The organism is Halopseudomonas sp., from assembly GCF_038130085.1.
GTDB lineage: Bacteria > Pseudomonadota > Gammaproteobacteria > Pseudomonadales > Pseudomonadaceae > Halopseudomonas.
Genome location: NZ_JAYPMU010000009.1, coordinates 57,623 through 74,197, shown reverse-complemented (window position 1 = coordinate 74,197; position 16,575 = coordinate 57,623). Strand labels below are relative to the sequence as shown.

Here is a 16,575-nt window from a genome sequence, read left to right as displayed (position 1 = left end):
GGACGTTTCATTATTGATCATAAGGGTAAATAAGGGTTGTATTTTTTTTGCTGATTGGCATAATGCCCGCCACTTTCGACAGGATGCCTAGCCTGTCGTTGTTGTTTACAGCACAGATGCCACCCAGACCCACGCAGCCCCCACTGAGTGTCTGTTCTAGGCTTTGTTGTCTTGTAAAAACACATTTCACTCTGTAAGATTTGCCGTCTTCTTTTGAAAGCGGCCTCTGAGGCTAGGATTAATGAAAACCTTCAGCGCAAAACCTGAAACCGTAAAACGTGATTGGTACGTCGTCGACGCCAGTGGTCTGACTCTGGGTCGTCTGGCAACCGAGGTTGCTTCACGTCTGCGCGGCAAGCACAAGCCCGAATACACCCCTCACGTTGATACCGGTGATTACATCGTCATCATCAATGCCGAGAAAGTTCACGTAACCGGTAACAAGGTTCAGGACAAGATGTACTACAGCCACTCCGGTTTCCCGGGTGGTATCAAGTCCATCAACTTTGAAAAGCTGATCCAGCGCGCTCCTGAGCGTGTTATCGAGTCTGCTGTCAAAGGCATGTTGCCGAAGAACCCCCTGGGTCGTGCAATGTATCGGAAGATGAAGGTCTACAAAGGCGCTTCTCATCCGCATGCTGCACAACAGCCCCAAGAACTGAAGATCTAAGGAGTTCACCATGTCGGCGACACAAAACTACGGCACTGGCCGTCGTAAAACTGCCACCGCTCGCGTATTCCTGCGTCCGGGTTCTGGCAATATCTCTATCAACAATCGCAGCCTGGAAAACTTCTTCGGCCGCGAAACTGCTCGCATGGTTGTTCGTCAGCCGCTTGAGCTGACCGAGAGCACCGAGAAGTTCGACATCTATGTGACTGTCAGCGGTGGTGGTATCTCTGGTCAAGCTGGCGCCATCCGTCACGGTATTACCCGTGCTCTGATGGAGTATGACGAGACTCTGCGTAGCGAGCTGCGCAAAGCGGGTTACGTTACCCGTGACGCTCGTGAAGTTGAGCGTAAGAAAGTCGGTCTGCGTAAAGCGCGTAAGCGTCCGCAGTACTCCAAGCGTTAATCTCGTATTGCGCTGGAAAACGCCCGGGCTCCGGAAGGAGTGCCGGGCGTTTTCGTATCTGCGGCAAGGTGTCGCGCCTGCTATGGTTAGATGCAAGTCCCTGATTGGGCGCGAATTCGGTATAGTGACGGCCGTGCTGGGAATGGATATCACCTTGTCAAAAAAGGGGTTTTTCATTACCATCGGTTTCATTTTGTGCAGGCTGTTCAACACTTCAAAAGGCCTTCTTAAAAGGTCCAGAAATTAGCTGATGGGAGACGACTGGATGAGTAATGACGGCGTGAATAATGGCCGGCGTCGCTTCCTGGTGGCCGCCACAAGTGTGGTTGGTGCCGCCGGAGCAGTGGGGGCCGCAACCCCCTTTGTGGGGGCTTGGTTCCCCAGCGCTCGAGCCAAAGCGGCTGGTGCGCCGGTAAAGGTGAATGTCAGCAAGATCGAGCTGGGGCAGCAGATCGTTGTCGAGTGGCGCGGTCAGCCAGTGTTCGTTTCGCATCGTACGCCTGAGGCCATTGCGGTCCTGGACGAGATGGATTCGGTCGTAGCTGACCCGAACTCGCAGGCCTCGGTGCAGCCAGCATATGTTGACGGCAAGACGCGCGCGATCAAGCCTGAGCTGCTGGTGGTCATGGGTGTGTGTACTCACCTGGGCTGCTCTCCGCTGTTCAAGCCTGAAGTCGCTGCAGCCGACATGGGTGCGGACTGGAAAGGCGGCTATTTCTGCCCTTGCCATGGTTCCCACTACGACATGTCCGGTCGTGTCTTCAAGGGCCAGCCTGCGCCCCTGAATCTTCCGGTACCGCCCTATTCATATGAGTCTGATGACGTAATCGTGATCGGCGTGGATCAGGAGAGCGCCTGATGAATAAATTGATGCAGTGGGTGAATGAGCGGATGTCCGTCACTCAGGTGATGGAAGATCACCTGACCAAGTACTACGCGCCCAAGAACTTCAACTTCTTCTATTTCTTTGGCTCCCTGGCCATGCTGGTGCTGGTAAACCAGCTGGTTACCGGTATCTGGTTGACCATGAGCTACGAGCCGTCCGCCGAAGGTGCATTTGCCTCCGTTGAGTACATCATGCGTGATGTTGAGTACGGCTGGCTGCTGCGCTATCTGCACTCTACCGGTGCCTCTGCGTTCTTCGTGGTGGTTTACCTGCACATGCTGCGCGGCCTGATGTACGGCTCTTATCAGAAGCCGCGTGAGCTGATCTGGCTGTTCGGTATGCTGATCTACCTGGTGCTGATGGGTGAGGCCTTCATGGGCTACCTGCTGCCTTGGGGGCAGATGTCGTACTGGGGTGCCCAGGTAATTATCTCGCTGTTCGGTGCAATCCCGTTCATTGGCCCTGACCTGGCCCAGTGGGTGCGCGGCGACTTCCTGATTTCCGGTATTACTCTGAACCGCTTCTTCGCGCTGCACGTCATCGCGCTGCCGATTGTGTTGCTGGGTCTGGTCGTGCTGCACATCATCGCGCTGCATGAGGTTGGCTCCAACAACCCCGATGGTATCGATATCAAGAAGTTCAAGGATGAGAATGGCAAGCCGCTGGACGGCATCGCCTTCCACCCGTACTACACCGTCAAGGACATCGTCGGCGTGGTGGTCTTCCTGTTCGTGTTCTGCGCCATCGTGTTCTTCTTCCCGGAAATGGGTGGTTATTTCCTTGAGAAGCCGAACTTCGAGATCGCCAACCAGCTGAAGACACCTGACCACATCGCTCCGGTTTGGTACTTCACGCCGTTCTACGCGATCCTGCGTGCTGTTCCGTCTATTGCTGGCTCTGCTTTCCCGGGTGTACTGGCAATGGGTGCGGCGATTGCAATTCTGTTTGTTCTGCCCTGGCTGGACCGTAGCCCGGTTCGCTCCATCCGCTATAAAGGCTGGATGAGCAAGCTTTGGCTGGTCATCTTCTGCGTCTGCTTCGTAATTCTCGGTGTGCTGGGTGCTATCCCGTCCACTCCGGGTCGCACCTTGCTGTCGCAGGTTTGTACCGTTCTGTATTTCGCCTTCTTCATCCTGATGCCGTTCTACACGCGGATGGAGAAGACCAAACCGGTTCCGGAGAGGGTTACTGGCTAATGAAAAAACAACTTATTGCCCTGATGTTTGCTCTGGTTCCGGCTGTCGCCTTCGCGGCGGGCGGTTCTGGCTACCACCTGGATGAAGCAAACGTTGATATCGCTGACAAGGCTGCGCTGCAGGATGGCGCGCGGACCTTTGCCAACTACTGCATGGGTTGCCACTCTGCGCAGTATCAGCGTTATGAGCGCGTTGCCACTGATCTGGGTATTCCTGAGCAGTTGATGCTGGATAACCTGGTGTTCACCGAAGGTACTTTGATCGGTGACCACATGAAGAACGGCATGCGCGGCGCCGACGCCAAGAAGTGGTTCGGCGCAGCGCCGCCGGATCTGACTCTGGTTGCTCGTGTTCGCGGTACTGACTGGCTCTACACCTATCTGCGTACCTTCTACGAGGATCCTTCCCGTCCGCTGGGTGCCAACAACAAGGTGTTCCCGAACGTGGGCATGCCGAACGTGCTGGCCGAGCTGCAGGGTCGTCAGGTCATCGGCTGTAAAGCCATGCCGGTCAAGGATCACGATGGCAAGGTGATGCGCGATACGCTGAGTGGCGATGTCATTAAGCAAGAGCAGTGCGACGTGCTGACTGTGGTTCCGGGTACTGGTACCCAGACCGAGGAAGAGTTTGATACCACGGTTCGTAACCTGGTCAGCTTCCTGGCTTATTCGGCAGACCCGATCAAGCTGGAGCGTCACCGCATTGGTGTTTATGTGCTGCTGTATCTGGCCTTCCTGTTTGTATTTGCGTACCTGCTGAAGCGCGAATACTGGCGAGATGTCCATTGATCGTCTGAGTCATTGATGATCCGTGCGCGCCCCTTGAGGGCGCGCACTTGTTTCTGGGGTATAATGGCGCTCTGCGCGCGCGGCCTGGCTGCGCGCTTTGTGCTTTTAGGTGTCAGTTTGGCACCTGCCGCAGTCCGAATAAGGATGAGGGTTTACATATGGGCGTAACCGCCAACAAGCGTTCCTCCATGGCATTTTTCTCCGACCCCCGTGATCACTACTGTCATCGGGTCAGAATTGTGCTGGCAGAAAAGGGGGTTACCGTTGACGTGATTAACGTCGAGCCGGGCGATCATCCGCAGGAGCTTGCCGAGAATAACCCCTACAATAGTGTTCCTACGCTGCTTGATCGTGATCTGGTGCTCTATGAGCCGAATATCATGATGGAGTACCTGGATGAGCGTTTCCCGCATCCTCCGTTGTTGCCGGTATACCCGGTCGCTCGCGCCAATAGTCGTCTATTGATGTATCGAGTACAGCGTGACTGGTGCCGTCTGGTGGATGTTATCGTCGATCCGAAGAGCAGTGCGGCGGAAGTCACCCGCGCGCGCAAGGAGTTGCGCGAGAGTCTCATCGGGGTTGCTCCGGTGTTTGCGGAAATGCCGTTCTTCATGGGCGATGAGTTTAGTCTGGTTGACTGCTGTATTGCGCCGATTCTGTGGCGCCTGCCTGAGTTGGGTGTTGAGTTGCCCAAACAGGCAAAGCCCCTGCTGGATTATATGGAGCGTATTTTTGCGCGTGAGGGCTTTATCGCCAGTCTCTCGCCCGCTGAGCGGGATATGAAGACAAGCTGAGTGGAGGAAGCGGGTATGGTCGAAATGAGCTCCAGCCGTCCTTATCTGGTCCGCGCGCTGTACGAGTGGATTCTGGATAACCAGTGCACACCATACTTGCTGGTGAATGCTGAATATCCAGACACTGCGGTCCCCGCGGCGTTTGTCGAAGATGGCCAGATTGTGCTCAACCTGTCGCCCAGCGCGGTGCGTGAGCTGAATATGGATAATGAGCTGATTAGCTTCGATGGTCGCTTTGGTGGGGTGGCTCAGCAGGTCTGGATCCCGATCGGCGCTGTGATGGCGATTTACGCTCGTGAGAATGGCCAGGGTATGGTGTTCGAATTGGAGCCGAGTGGTCCTCAGTCGGCGGATTCGGATGGTGGTGATAAGCCGCCTCAGCCTCCTCGGCCAGAAGGTGGCGGTCGCCCCTCGCTCAAAGTTGTTAAGTAAACAAAAAGCCCCGCAATGCGGGGCTTTTTGTTTGCCGGAGGGCGTCAGTCCAGGTATTCGAACAGCTTGACGATACGCTGAACGCCACCAACTTGCTGGGCTTGCGCGACGGCTAAATTGGCTTCGTGGTGAGTGACCAGGCCCATCAGGTAGACAACGCCAGCCTCGGTTACGACCTTGATGCGGGAGCCGGGGATAGTGCCGTCGGTGAGCAGGCGCGCCTTCAGATTGGCGGTGATCAGGGCGTCCTGATTGCGCGCGAGCAGTGACAGTCGTGGTCCGGCGGTGAGCTCATTGTGAACTACCTTGACCTTCTGCACTTGCTTCGCTGCCTCACCGGCAGGTGCGATCAAGTCGCCACGCGGCACTTGGCCGGCCAGTAGTACAACGCCGTTGTAGCTGGTCACGACGATGCGGCCTTCGCTCTCGATGGCGCCGTTGGCCTTGTTTACATTGACTGCAACCTTGGTTTCGATGAGCTGATCATCAATGCTACTGCCGATGGTGCGGGTGCCGTGGTTGTCCTCAATGGGGGTGTCGCGCGTTGCAGTCAGAACCGAGCTGCAACCTGCGAGCGTCAGTGCGAGGGCAATGGCGGACAGTCGCTTCATTCTTCGCTCCCGAACAGTTGGCGGTCGATAAGGTCGCACAGGCAGTGGATTGCCAGCAGGTGAACTTCCTGGATGCGCGCAGTGGAGCGGGCCGGAACGCGGATTTCGACGTCTTCTGGCATCAGCAGTGATGCCATGGCGCCGCCATCGCGGCCGGTCAGGGCAACAACATGCATCTCCCGGTCGTGGGCGGCTTGAATGGCCTGCATCACGTTGGCGGAGTTTCCGCTGGTAGAGATGGCCAGCAGAATGTCGCCAGGTTGGCCGAGTGCGCGGATTTGCTTGGAAAAGACTTCTTCGTAGCTGTAGTCGTTGGCGATCGAGGTAATCGTCGACGCGTCGGTCGTCAGCGCGATGGCGGGTAGGCTGGGGCGCTCGCGCTCGAAGCGGTTCAGCAGTTCAGAAGAGAAGTGCTGTGCGTCGCCTGCCGATCCACCGTTTCCGCAGGTGAGGATCTTGCCTTCGCTGAGCAGTGCATTAACCATCATCTGGCTGCCCTGCTCGATGCTGGGGCCGAGCACGTCCATGGCGCGGGTCTTGGTTTCGATGCTGTCGGTGAAAAGCTGTCTGATGCGGTGTTGCATATCCATAGGGAAACTCGCTAGCAAGTGAATGCCTCACGGATCCAGGTGTAGGACGCTGGATTGGAGGGGTCGCCTTCGGCGGCTATGACGTCAAAGCGACAGGGACGGTTGGTCAGGCGGGGGTGGTGCAGCAGATAATGCTCTGCGGCCAGGATCAGGCGTTGCTGCTTCGCCCGATTGACGCTTTCTGCTGCGCTCCCCCAACGGCTCTGCTGCCTGTAGCGCACTTCGACAAATACTACTGTATCGCCGTCGCGCATGACCAGATCAAGCTCGCCCTGTCGGCACCGGTAATTGCGCGCCTCACAGGATAGACCGGCCTTGCGCATGATTTGTTCAGCCATGCGCTCGGCCTGGTTGCCTCGTTGCTGCCTGCTGGTCAGGCGCAGCATCAAAGTGGGCTGCTGTTGCTCGGTGCGGCAGGCTGCAGGAGGCCGTCTTGAATCTGGCCCCACGGGAGGTTGCGCTGGATGCGGCCATTTGCGTCCAGGGTTAGCTCACCTGTGGCGCCTTCAATACGCGTATCGGGATACTGACGCATTTGCGGCAAACGGGCGAAGATCCGCTGGGTGTCGATGCCCATCGCATAGAGGCGACCGAGCGCGCCGGTGGCTTGGGGCCAGTTGCTGGTTACCTCGCCGTATAGAGGGTCGCTACGGTCTAGCAGCCACGGGATCTCGGCGATTAGCAGGCCGTCCAGATCGGTGTTCTGCATGCCGGTTGGGTCTATCTGGTACGAATGCGATGTCGCATAAACCGGCAGCTCAGCTGCGTATTGGAACGCCAGGGTTGGCTTGATCTGGCGAGCCTGCAGCGGTGTCGCGGCGAGGAACAGGGCGTCGAGATCCTGGCGGGGAGTGGGTTGCGAGAGCACGTCGCCTAAGAGGCTGCTGATGCGGTTGGCGCGGTTCTCGCTTTGCTTGATTTTCAGCAACTCACCCATCTGGTTTGCGACGGCAGCAGGCTGATCAACCAGCTCCTGGCCTATGATGGTCCCGCCAAGGGCTTGCCACTCAGTGGTAAATGCACGGTTGGCTCTCTGGCTCCAGTCGTCGCGGGTGCTTAGGGTTGCCATGCGCCGATGGCCGTCATTCCAGGCTCGAATCGCCGCAGAGCGTGCCTCATCTTCCGGGGCGAGACCGAATTGATAAATGCTGCTCGCGGCGGTGCTTTGCTCTGCGTAGTTGAGCACCAGGGTTGGTAGAGGCAGCTCGCCCGCGCTAGCCAGTTGCGCAACCTTTTCCTTTTCCAGTGGGCCAATAACCCACTGCACGCCGTCACGTTGGGCCTGGTTGAGTGCTTCCATGGCGCTGGCGTATTGGGTGCTGTCGTAGAGAGTGACCTGAGGTTGGGCGATTCCTTGGCTTTGCGCTTGATACTGTGCGGCTAGAAAGCCGTCGCGCAGTGCCTGAGCGGCGCTTGCCAGTGGGCCGTTAAATGGCAGGAGTAGCCCGATGTGCGTGGGGCGGCTCGCCTGCAGTGCTTCAATCTGCTGGATGGCATCCGGCAGCTGGTTGGCCGCTGGGTGATTGGGGTTCTCGGTTTTCCACGCTTGCAGAGAGCGGATTTGCAGATCCAGGTTGCGCTGCTTGCGCGTAATCAGTGCCAGCTCCAACCAGCCGGCGAACTCGCCGGTGGCGTTGTTGCTCGCCGTCTGCAGCGCTGGGGTGTCGGCTTTGCTCAGGCTTTCCCAGATCGCTTGACTGTTACTCGCTTGCTGGCCTGCATCAAGCAGGCTGTGGATATACACGCGCTCTTGGGCGGCATCGACGAAGAGGCCGTTGGTGTCGAGGATGTCAGCGCGCAGCTGTTGGAGGCGCAGCTGCTCGGCAAGTGGGCGAATATCCAGTTGGCGCAAGGCGGGGTGCTGGATCGCGCGCAGCGCGCCAGCGCTGTCGCCGAGCGCCAGGGCGCTGGTGGCCTGCAGTTCGCTAAAGCGGATCTGCTGGTCAGTGGGCAGGTCGCTCTGTGGGATGTCCTGCAGGATTCGGTTGGTCTGTTCCGGGTTGCCGTTGTTCAGTGCGGTCTGCGCGGCGTGCAGGCGGAGCAGGTTGGCTTCCGCGCCTTCATAGCGTCCCGCGTTCTTGAGAATCTCTTCCACTGAGGCGTCAGGGGTGCGAGGCAGCTCGTCCAGACTTTTCGGTGCGGAAGCACAGCCAGCCAACACCGTGGTCAGTGTCAGGGCCAGGGTCGACAGGCGAATGGAGCGGTGCATGCGAGGTGTCCTTACGTGCGGGGCGAGTGGTTGGAAACCGGCGGGTTGAGTGCGGCATTGTACCTAAGCGGGAGGCCAATCTCCAAGGTGCTCAGCGTCACCGGGGTGGCTGCTGTACAATGCGTCACAAATTGCACTCAGGAATTCCCATGACCACACTCGCTGGCACTCTTTTTGTGGTGGCTACGCCAATCGGTAATCTTCAGGACATGAGTCCTCGCGCACTGCAGGTGCTCAAGGATGTGCAACTGATCGCTGCCGAGGATACCAGGCACAGCGCCCGGCTGATGCAGCACTTTGGTATCGGCACACCCATGACGGCGTGTCACGATCACAATGAGCGTGGGAAGGGCGAGCGGTTGGTGGAGCGGCTGCTGGCCGGCGACGATATTGCCTTGATTTCTGATGCAGGCACGCCGCTCATATCTGATCCGGGCTATCACTTGGTGCGCCAGGCGCGAGAAGCGGGGGTCAAGGTGTCACCGGTTCCAGGTGCCTGTGCGTTGATTGCGGCATTGAGTGCGGCGGGCATGCCGTCGGATCGCTTTGCCTTTGAAGGCTTCCTGCCGGCCAAAGCGCATGGGCGCCGCCAGCGTCTGCAGTCAATGGCGGCGGAGGATAGGACCTGGATGATCTACGAGGCGCCGCACCGCCTGCTTGAGTGTTTGCAGGATATGCAGCAGGTGCTGGGCAATGAGCGTCGCGTGCTGCTGGCCCGTGAGCTAACCAAGACGTTTGAGACCCTGCATGCGGCGCCGCTGGCGGAACTGGTTGCCTGGGTGGCGGCTGATTCCGATCAGCAGCGGGGCGAGTGTGTACTGGTGGTCGAAGGGGCGCCGCAGCCGGATGCCGACGCGGTGGGAGACGAGGCGCTGAGGGTGCTTGATTTGCTGCTGGCGGAAATGCCAGTCAAGCGGGCAGCGAAGCTTGCGTCGGAAATCACCGGCGTGCGCAAGAATTTGCTGTATCAGATCGCGCTGGAGCGAACTGGGGAGTAGGCTGCTCGTCGGTTGTTTGCGGCTGATGCAAGGCAATGCTTGCTCTGCATCGCCGCGGTCGTTAATCTTGCCGCCAAGAGTTGGCTGGGCAGTCGCTGTGATGTCGCGCAAGCGGTGTCATGGAGGAAAGTCCGGGCTCCACAGGGCAAAGTGCCAGGTAACGCCTGGGAGGCGCGAGCCTACGGAAAGTGCAGCAGAAAGCAAACCGCCTAAGCGCGTAAGCGCCGGTAAGGGTGAAAAGGTGCGGTAAGAGCGCACCGCGCAGCTGGTAACAGTCTGTGGCGTGGTAAACCCCACTTGGAGCAAGACCAAATAGGAATCCGTCGGTGTGGCCCGCACTGGATTCGGGTAGGTTGCTAGAGGTCGTCAGTGATGGCGATCCCAGAGGAATGACTGTCCTCGACAGAACCCGGCTTACAGGCCAACTCTTATTTTCCTTCCTTTATGAGCGTCACCTTCTTAGAGCAAAAAAATCTTACTCCTCATAATTCACTTTAAGTTACGGGGCGATGTTTTTGCTTTGTCTGTTTTTTACCCGTTCAAGTATTCCTCTTTTGCATCCATATTCCCGGTAAAACGCGCTAAACCACTGCTACGCAAGGTTTTTTTCCTGTGTGCGGCTCTTGACGCTGTATAGGTGCATTTCTATAGTGTCGCAAAGTGGTGATATGTGGGGCGGAGTGGGAATTTTTGGCGAGCTCCGGCCAATGATCTAGGGGAAGGACAACGACGTGTTTCGTGGAGCCAATGCCATCAACCTCGACGCCAAAGGGCGACTCGCGATGCCTGCGCGCTATCGTGATCGTCTGTTGGAGTCTTGTGCTGGGCAATTGGTGGTGACGATCGCGCTGGAAGACCGTTGTTTGTGGATCTACCCCCTGCACGAATGGGAGGCCGTTGAAGCCAAGCTGCGTCAAGCGCCCAACATGAATCCTGCGGTTAAACGTCTGCAACGACTGCTGATCGGTAATGCCTTCGAGCTCGAGCTGGATGGCGCCGGTCGCTTTGTCGTTCCGCCGCTGCTGCGTGAATACGCCGGGCTGGATAAGAAGGTGATGCTGGTCGGTCAAATCGGCAAGTTCGAGCTCTGGAGTGAAGATGCCTGGACTGCCACCACTTCCGCCTACCTGGACGAGTCGCAGGAGGCTGGCGAGCTGCCGGCCGAACTGCACTCGCTGAGCCTGTGAGTACTGTGTCTAATTTTTCCCATATCAGCGTCTTGCTGAACGAAGCGCTTGATGCGCTCGCCATCCAGCCTGACGGCATCTATATCGACGGTACCTTCGGGCGTGGGGGGCATAGTCGAGCGTTGCTCGCGCGACTGGGGCCAGAGGGAAGGCTGATTGCCTTTGACAAAGATCCGGAAGCCATCCGGGCTGGCGAACAACTGGCGGCCGAAGACGGCCGCTTTGTCGTTGTGCAGCGGTCCTTTGCCGAGATGGCCGACGAAATGCGTGCGCGCGGTCTGCACGGGCGTATCAGCGGTGTTCTGCTTGATCTGGGGGTGTCGTCGCCACAACTGGATGACCCTACTCGCGGCTTCAGCTTTCTGAACGACGGCCCGCTTGATATGCGCATGAATCCCGGCGCCGGCCAGAGCGCGGCGGAGTGGGTCAACAGCGCCAGCGAGGCCGACATCGCCACCGTGCTGAAAGAGTATGGCGAGGAGCGCTTTTCCAAACGCATGGCGCGTGCGGTAGTTACCCGTCGTGCCGAGCAGCCGTTTACCCGCACCGGCGATCTGGCCGCGGTGATCAAGGAAGCCAACCCCGCCTGGGAGAAGGGCAAGCATCCTGCGACGCGCGCGTTTCAAGGTATTCGTATCTTTATTAATCGTGAGCTGGATGATCTGGCTGATGGCTTGCGTGCTGCGCTTGACGTCCTGGCACCGGCCGGTCGCTTGGCCGTGATCAGCTTCCATTCGCTGGAAGATCGCATGGTCAAACAGTTCATGCGTCGTGAAGCGAAGGGTGCGCCTATTCCGCGTGACCTGCCGATTCGTGACATCGATATCCCGGTTTCCATCAACCTGGTGGGCAAGGCGATCAAGCCGAGCGCTGCCGAGATTGATGCAAACCCACGTGCTCGCAGCGCTGTGCTGCGGATTGCGGAGAAGCGTTGATGAACGCGCCTGCGCAACTGCCCAAGCGTTCCGGTCTGCCAGCTGGCAGCGGCTGGTTGACGCTGGTATTCGTGCTGGGCGTTGCCAGCGCGCTGGCAGTGTCCTTCAGCGCCCATTGGAGTCGCCAACTGCTCAATGAGTTGGCGACCGAGATGGACGTGCGGGAAAAGGCGCAGGCCGAGTGGGGGCGACTGGTGCTGGAGCAGAGCACTTGGACGGCCTATAGCCGAATCGAACGTATCGCTACCGAGCAGCTCGGCATGCATGTGCCCGAGCCCAGCGACGTGATTCTGGTGAAACGATGAAGAAATTCGCGCTCAAGCCCAATGGCAGCCTCTATCCCTGGCGGTTCCGCCTGGTGATCGGGTTGCTGGGGCTGTGCTGCGTCGCGGTTGCCTGGCGCATCGCCGCACTGCATGTGCTGGATGAAGGCTTCCTGCGTGACCAAGGCGACAAGCGCAGTGTGCGTCACGTGCCGATTCCCGCGCACCGTGGACAAATCACTGATCGCAACGGCGAGCCGCTGGCGATCAGTACGCCGGTGCTGACTATCTGGGCCAACCCGTCGCAGCTGATTGATCAGCAGTCGCACTGGCCTGAACTTGCTCGTACGCTGGGCACTGATCTGGCAACCTTCAGCGAGCGTCTGAAGGCCAATGCCGACAAAGAGTTCATCTATTTGCGTCGCCGCATGACGCCAGCTGATGGTGAGGCGGTGATGGCGCTCAAGGTGCACGGTGTATACAGCATCGAGGAATATCGTCGCTTCTACCCGGCCGGTGAAGTGGCGGCGCACCTGGTCGGCTTTACCAATGTCGACGAGCAGGGTCAGGAAGGTCTTGAGCTGGCCTATGACCAGTGGCTGCAGGGTGTGCCCGGCAAGCGTCAGGTGCTGCAAGATCGCCGTGGCCGCCTGATCAAGGACGTGCAGGTCATCAGTAACGCCCGCCCGGGCAACGACCTGCGCTTGTCGATTGACCTGCGCCTGCAGTATCTGGCCCACCGCCAGCTGCGTGAAGGCATGCAAGAGTTTGGCGCCAAGGCTGGGTCGGTCGTGATGCTTGATGTGCACACCGGTGAAGTGCTGGCGATGGTTAACCAGCCGTCCTACAACCCGAACAATCGCTCGCACCTGCAGCCGAGCATGATGCGCAATCGGGCCATGATCGATGTGTTCGAACCGGGCTCGACCATGAAACCGATTTCCATGACCGCTGCGCTGGCGACCGGTCGCTGGAAGCCGAGTGATCAGGTGAACGTCTATCCCGGTACCCTGCGTATCGGCCAATACACGATCCGCGACGTGTCACGTGCGCCGGGTGGCGTGCTCGACCTGGCGGGCATCCTGCTCAAGTCCAGTAACGTCGGTATGAGTAAGGTGGCGCTGGATATCGGCGGTGAGGTCGTCCATGACGCCATGGCGGCGGTGGGTCTGGGTGAGTACACCGGTGTTGGCTTCCCCGGTGAAAGCGTCGGCAAGCTGCCTACTTACCGTACCTGGCGCTCGGCTGAAACCGCTGCTCTTTCTTACGGTTATGGTCTGTCCGTTACTGCGGTGCAGTTGGCTCAGGCCTACGCCATTCTGGCCAACGACGGCCGTAAGGTGCCTATGTCGCTGTTGCGGGTTGAAGGTGATCCCGATGCAGAGCAAGTGCTGCCCGAAGACGCCACTCGCATGGTTCAGGGCATGCTGCAGAACGTCATTGAGGCTGAGGGAGGCACCTTCCGCGCACGTGTTCCGGGTTACCACGTATCCGGCAAGAGCGGTACTGCGCGCAAAGCCAGCACGTCCAGCAAGGGTTATCAGGAAGACTCCTATCGTTCACTTTTCGCTGGCTTTGGTCCGAGCACTGACCCGCGCATTGCTATCGCGGTGGTGATCGACGAGCCCAGCAACGGCGGTTACTACGGTGGTTTGGTCGCTGCGCCGGTGTTCGGTGGCTTGATGTCCAACGCGCTGCGTCTGATGAATGTCGCGCCGGATAACCTGGCATCGCTTGATCAGCCTGCACTGCCGGCTGTCGCGTCAGCGGGGGAGCAGAGATGAAGTTGTCTCAACTGTTCCCGGCGGCGCAGCCTGCCGATGTTGAAATTCGCAACCTGACGATGGATAGCCGCGGTGTCGCGGCTGGCGATCTCTTCCTTGCCTTCCCGGGCCTGCGTCACGATGGCCGTGACTTCATTGCGCAAGCCGTTGCTGCAGGCGCTGCGGCTGTTGCGTGCGAGCCGAAGGTGGGTATCGCTGGTTCCATCGGCGTCCCCGTTGTTCAGGTGTCGAACCTGGCCGAACAGGTATCTGCTTTGGGCGACACCTTTTATGGTCAACCTAGCGCGGCCATGAAAGTGATCGGCATCACCGGCACCAATGGCAAGACCAGCATCAGCCAGATGCTGGCCCAGGCGTTGGACCGTTTGGGTTACAGCTGTGGCGTGATCGGGACCCTCGGCAGCGGTTTGGCCGGGGCGCTCATTGATCACGGTATGACCACGCCGAGTGCGGTTGCCGTCCAGCGCCATCTCGCCACCATGCGCGATCAGGGTGCGACCCATGTGGCTATGGAGGTGTCTTCGCATGCGCTGGACCAGCATCGCGTTGAGGCGGTGCGGTTTGAGGTCGCTGTGTTCACCAACCTGAGCCGCGACCATCTGGACTACCACGGCACGATGGCTGCCTATGGCGATGCTAAGGCCAAGTTGTTCCAGCGCGAGCTGAAGGCGGCAGTTATTAATCTGGATGACCCGTTCGGGCGTCAGTTGGCGGCGCGCTGCGCGGCGCCGGTGATGGGTTTCAGTCTGACTGACCCGGCTGCTGCGATTTATTGCAGCGAGCTGGTGTGCGACAGCCTGGGGCTGAGTGCCCAGGTGCAGGTAGAAGGGCGCTCGTTCGCGCTGCGCAGCTCGCTGCTGGGCAGCTTCAATATGAGCAATCTGCTGGCCGTGCTCGGCAGTTTGCTGGCACTCGGCGTGGAGATGGATGCAGCGCTTGAGCGGATCGCGCAGCTGCAGCCACCGGCTGGACGCATGCAACGACTGGGTGGCGGTGATCTGCCCCTGGTCGTCGTCGATTACGCACATACCCCGGATGCGCTGGAGAAAGCGTTGACTGCGCTGCATCAGCATGCGGCGGGGCGCGTCATCTGTGTGTTCGGTTGTGGTGGCGACCGTGATAACGGCAAGCGCCCGATGATGGCGCGGGTCGCTGAGCAGCACGCTCAGGCGGTGGTTGTGACCGATGACAACCCCAGAACCGAGTCGTCGTCACAGATCATTGAACAAATTTGCCAAGGTGCGGAACACCCGCAGGCGTTGACCGTCATACCCAACCGTGCGCAAGCCATCGCCAAGACGATAGCGGCAGCGCAGCCCGGCGATGTGATTCTGCTCGCCGGTAAGGGTCACGAGAATTACCAGGAGATTGACGGCGTGCGTCACCCCTTCAGTGATATTGAACAAGCCAGCCTCGCGCTGCAGCAGTGGGAGGTCGCTCATGCTTGATGCACTGCGCCTGTCCGATCTGCTCAAGCCTCTGGCCGCCACGCTTAACGGCGTAGACACCCACTTCGACAGCGTCAGCATTGATGCGCGCAAGGTTGCCAAGGGCGGCTTGTTCGTCGCCTTGCCCGGAAGCCGCAGCAACGGTCACGACTTTGTCGCTCAAGCCCGCGAAAACGGCGCGGCCGCTGCGATGGTGGAATACCTTGTCGATGACGACCTGCCCCAGTTGCTGGTGCATGACTGTCAGTTGGCACTGGGCCAATTGGGCGCGCTGGTGCGCGAGCAGTTCAGCGGCACCGTGGTTGGCATTACCGGCTCTAGCGGCAAGACCACCGTCAAGGAAATGCTCGCAGCCATTCTGCGCGAGTGCGGTCCGGTATTGGCGACCCAGGGCAACCTGAACAACGAACTCGGCGTGCCGCTGACGCTGCTGCAACTTACCGCCGAACACCGCTTTGCCGTGATCGAGATGGGCGCGGCTCAGATCGGCGACATCAATTACACCATGGGGTTGGTCAAGCCGCAGATCAGTGTGCTGACCAACGCTGGTATGGCGCATGTTGGTCGCTTCGGCAGCCCGGAAAGCATCGCCAAGGCCAAGGGCGAGATCGTCAGCGCATTGCCTGACGGCGGTCAGGCGATTCTCAATCTGGACAGCCCGTGGTTTGAACAGTGGTATCAGCTGCTCGGCAGCCGTCGCACCGCCTGCTCGTTCAGCATGAAAAATCCCACCGCGCAGCTGCGCGCTGAAACAGTTGAAATCGATGAAGCAGGTTGCCCGCACTTTTCCCTGGTAACGCCTGCGGGCACAGTCGCCGTCAGCCTGCAGCTGCGCGGCGAACACAACATTGCCAATGCCCTCGCTGCAGCCGGTGCGGCGCTCGCCGCTGGTGCCGATTTGGACGCAATTGCCCGTGGTCTGGCCGCTCTGGCCCCGGTCGATGGCCGTGGTAACTGGCGCACCGGCATTGCAGGTGCGCAGATCATTGATGATGCCTACAACGCCAATCCGGCTTCGGTCAAAGCGGCGATTGATGTACTCGCCGGTCTGGCAGGGCGTCGTCTTCTGGTCCTCGGTGATATGGGGGAGCTTGGCGAGTGGGCCAAGCAAAGTCACCGCGATGTCGGCGTGCATGCGCGAGAGCAAGGACTCGACGGTGTGTATGCAACCGGCCGCCTCTCGGCGCTGGCGGTAGAAGCATTCGGCGCCAACGGTCGTCTCTTCGATAGTCGCGAGGCGCTGATCGTTGCCATCAAACAGGATCTGGATGCCAACACACGCGTGTTGGTCAAAGGCTCGCGTAGTGCGGGCATGGATGTAGTGGTCGCCGGCCTTCTGGCCCCGGCTGACACGCACGAAAACGATAACGGGGCCAGCTGA

General features: G+C 59.2%; 18 protein-coding genes and 1 other RNA gene. 15 read left to right on the top strand and 4 right to left on the bottom strand.

Annotated features, from left to right (window positions below):
- The first annotated feature begins 241 nt into the window (after window positions 1-241).
- The 7 genes from rplM to AAFM31_RS08885 all read left to right on the top strand — a co-directional run bounded on the left by rplM (window position 242) and on the right by AAFM31_RS08885 (window position 5,169).
- Window positions 242-670, top strand: coding sequence for a 50S ribosomal protein L13 (gene rplM, locus AAFM31_RS08915; protein ID WP_088274787.1), 429 nt, complete (start codon window positions 242-244; stop codon window positions 668-670).
- A 10-nt stretch (window positions 671-680) separates the two neighbouring features.
- Window positions 681-1,073: a 30S ribosomal protein S9 gene (rpsI, locus tag AAFM31_RS08910; protein ID WP_341707564.1), complete on the top strand. Its 393-nt coding sequence runs from the start codon at window positions 681-683 to the stop codon at window positions 1,071-1,073.
- 265 nt (window positions 1,074-1,338) lie between these two features.
- Window positions 1,339-1,932 (top strand): ubiquinol-cytochrome c reductase iron-sulfur subunit, encoded by a 594-nt coding sequence (gene petA, locus AAFM31_RS08905; RefSeq protein WP_341707626.1) that lies wholly within the window; start codon window positions 1,339-1,341, stop codon window positions 1,930-1,932.
- The gene (locus tag AAFM31_RS08900) at window positions 1,932-3,155 is read left to right on the top strand and encodes a cytochrome bc complex cytochrome b subunit (RefSeq protein ID WP_341707563.1); all 1,224 of its coding nucleotides are present in this window, start codon (window positions 1,932-1,934) and stop codon (window positions 3,153-3,155) included. The genes petA and AAFM31_RS08900 overlap by 1 nt, the downstream gene beginning before the upstream one ends.
- Window positions 3,155-3,943 (top strand): cytochrome c1, encoded by a 789-nt coding sequence (locus AAFM31_RS08895; RefSeq protein ID WP_341707562.1) that lies wholly within the window; start codon window positions 3,155-3,157, stop codon window positions 3,941-3,943. The genes AAFM31_RS08900 and AAFM31_RS08895 overlap by 1 nt, the downstream gene beginning before the upstream one ends.
- A gap of 158 nt (window positions 3,944-4,101) precedes the next feature.
- Window positions 4,102-4,737, top strand: coding sequence for a glutathione S-transferase N-terminal domain-containing protein (locus AAFM31_RS08890; protein WP_341707561.1), 636 nt, complete (start codon window positions 4,102-4,104; stop codon window positions 4,735-4,737).
- A gap of 24 nt (window positions 4,738-4,761) precedes the next feature.
- Window positions 4,762-5,169 carry a ClpXP protease specificity-enhancing factor gene (locus tag AAFM31_RS08885; protein WP_341707625.1) on the top strand — a complete coding sequence of 136 codons (408 nt, stop codon included), beginning with the start codon at window positions 4,762-4,764 and terminating at the stop codon, window positions 5,167-5,169.
- A 44-nt stretch (window positions 5,170-5,213) separates the two neighbouring features.
- Here AAFM31_RS08885 and AAFM31_RS08880 read toward each other — a convergent pair whose 3' ends face one another.
- Genes AAFM31_RS08880 through AAFM31_RS08865 form a run of 4 tightly spaced genes read right to left on the bottom strand, consistent with a single transcriptional unit; the run spans window position 5,214 to window position 8,579 of the window.
- The gene (locus AAFM31_RS08880; RefSeq protein ID WP_341707560.1) at window positions 5,214-5,780 is read right to left on the bottom strand and encodes a BON domain-containing protein; all 567 of its coding nucleotides are present in this window, start codon (window positions 5,778-5,780) and stop codon (window positions 5,214-5,216) included.
- Window positions 5,777-6,370 carry a phosphoheptose isomerase gene (locus tag AAFM31_RS08875; protein ID WP_088274801.1) on the bottom strand — a complete coding sequence of 198 codons (594 nt, stop codon included), beginning with the start codon at window positions 6,368-6,370 and terminating at the stop codon, window positions 5,777-5,779. Before AAFM31_RS08875 ends, AAFM31_RS08880 begins: the two co-directional genes overlap by 4 nt.
- An 11-nt stretch (window positions 6,371-6,381) precedes the next feature.
- Complete coding sequence (locus AAFM31_RS08870) at window positions 6,382-6,756, bottom strand: YraN family protein (protein ID WP_341707559.1); 375 nt, start codon at window positions 6,754-6,756, stop codon at window positions 6,382-6,384.
- Complete coding sequence (locus tag AAFM31_RS08865; protein WP_341707558.1) at window positions 6,756-8,579, bottom strand: penicillin-binding protein activator; 1,824 nt, start codon at window positions 8,577-8,579, stop codon at window positions 6,756-6,758. The genes AAFM31_RS08870 and AAFM31_RS08865 overlap by 1 nt, the downstream gene beginning before the upstream one ends.
- A 149-nt stretch (window positions 8,580-8,728) precedes the next feature.
- Here AAFM31_RS08865 and rsmI point away from each other — a divergent pair, with 149 nt between their 5' ends.
- The 8 genes from rsmI to murF all read left to right on the top strand — a co-directional run bounded on the left by rsmI (window position 8,729) and on the right by murF (window position 16,575).
- On the top strand, window positions 8,729-9,577 hold the full coding sequence (gene rsmI / locus AAFM31_RS08860; protein WP_371833027.1) for a 16S rRNA (cytidine(1402)-2'-O)-methyltransferase: 849 nt from the start codon (window positions 8,729-8,731) through the stop codon (window positions 9,575-9,577).
- A 76-nt stretch (window positions 9,578-9,653) separates the two neighbouring features.
- An RNA gene (rnpB, locus tag AAFM31_RS08855) (RNase P RNA component class A) lies at window positions 9,654-10,010 on the top strand.
- Between the two features lie 298 nt (window positions 10,011-10,308).
- Window positions 10,309-10,764: a division/cell wall cluster transcriptional repressor MraZ gene (mraZ, locus tag AAFM31_RS08850; protein WP_341707557.1), complete on the top strand. Its 456-nt coding sequence runs from the start codon at window positions 10,309-10,311 to the stop codon at window positions 10,762-10,764.
- Entirely contained in the window at window positions 10,761-11,699 is a 939-nt protein-coding gene (rsmH, locus tag AAFM31_RS08845; RefSeq protein ID WP_341707556.1) for a 16S rRNA (cytosine(1402)-N(4))-methyltransferase RsmH, read from the top strand. Before mraZ ends, rsmH begins: the two co-directional genes overlap by 4 nt.
- Complete coding sequence (gene ftsL, locus AAFM31_RS08840; protein WP_341707555.1) at window positions 11,699-12,004, top strand: cell division protein FtsL; 306 nt, start codon at window positions 11,699-11,701, stop codon at window positions 12,002-12,004. Before rsmH ends, ftsL begins: the two co-directional genes overlap by 1 nt.
- Window positions 12,001-13,746, top strand: a complete 1,746-nt coding sequence (locus tag AAFM31_RS08835; RefSeq protein WP_341707554.1) for a penicillin-binding protein 2 — start codon at window positions 12,001-12,003, stop codon at window positions 13,744-13,746. The genes ftsL and AAFM31_RS08835 overlap by 4 nt, the downstream gene beginning before the upstream one ends.
- On the top strand, window positions 13,743-15,194 hold the full coding sequence (locus AAFM31_RS08830; protein WP_341707553.1) for a UDP-N-acetylmuramoyl-L-alanyl-D-glutamate--2,6-diaminopimelate ligase: 1,452 nt from the start codon (window positions 13,743-13,745) through the stop codon (window positions 15,192-15,194). Before AAFM31_RS08835 ends, AAFM31_RS08830 begins: the two co-directional genes overlap by 4 nt.
- Window positions 15,187-16,575 carry a UDP-N-acetylmuramoyl-tripeptide--D-alanyl-D-alanine ligase gene (gene murF / locus AAFM31_RS08825; RefSeq protein ID WP_341707552.1) on the top strand — a complete coding sequence of 463 codons (1,389 nt, stop codon included), beginning with the start codon at window positions 15,187-15,189 and terminating at the stop codon, window positions 16,573-16,575. The genes AAFM31_RS08830 and murF overlap by 8 nt, the downstream gene beginning before the upstream one ends.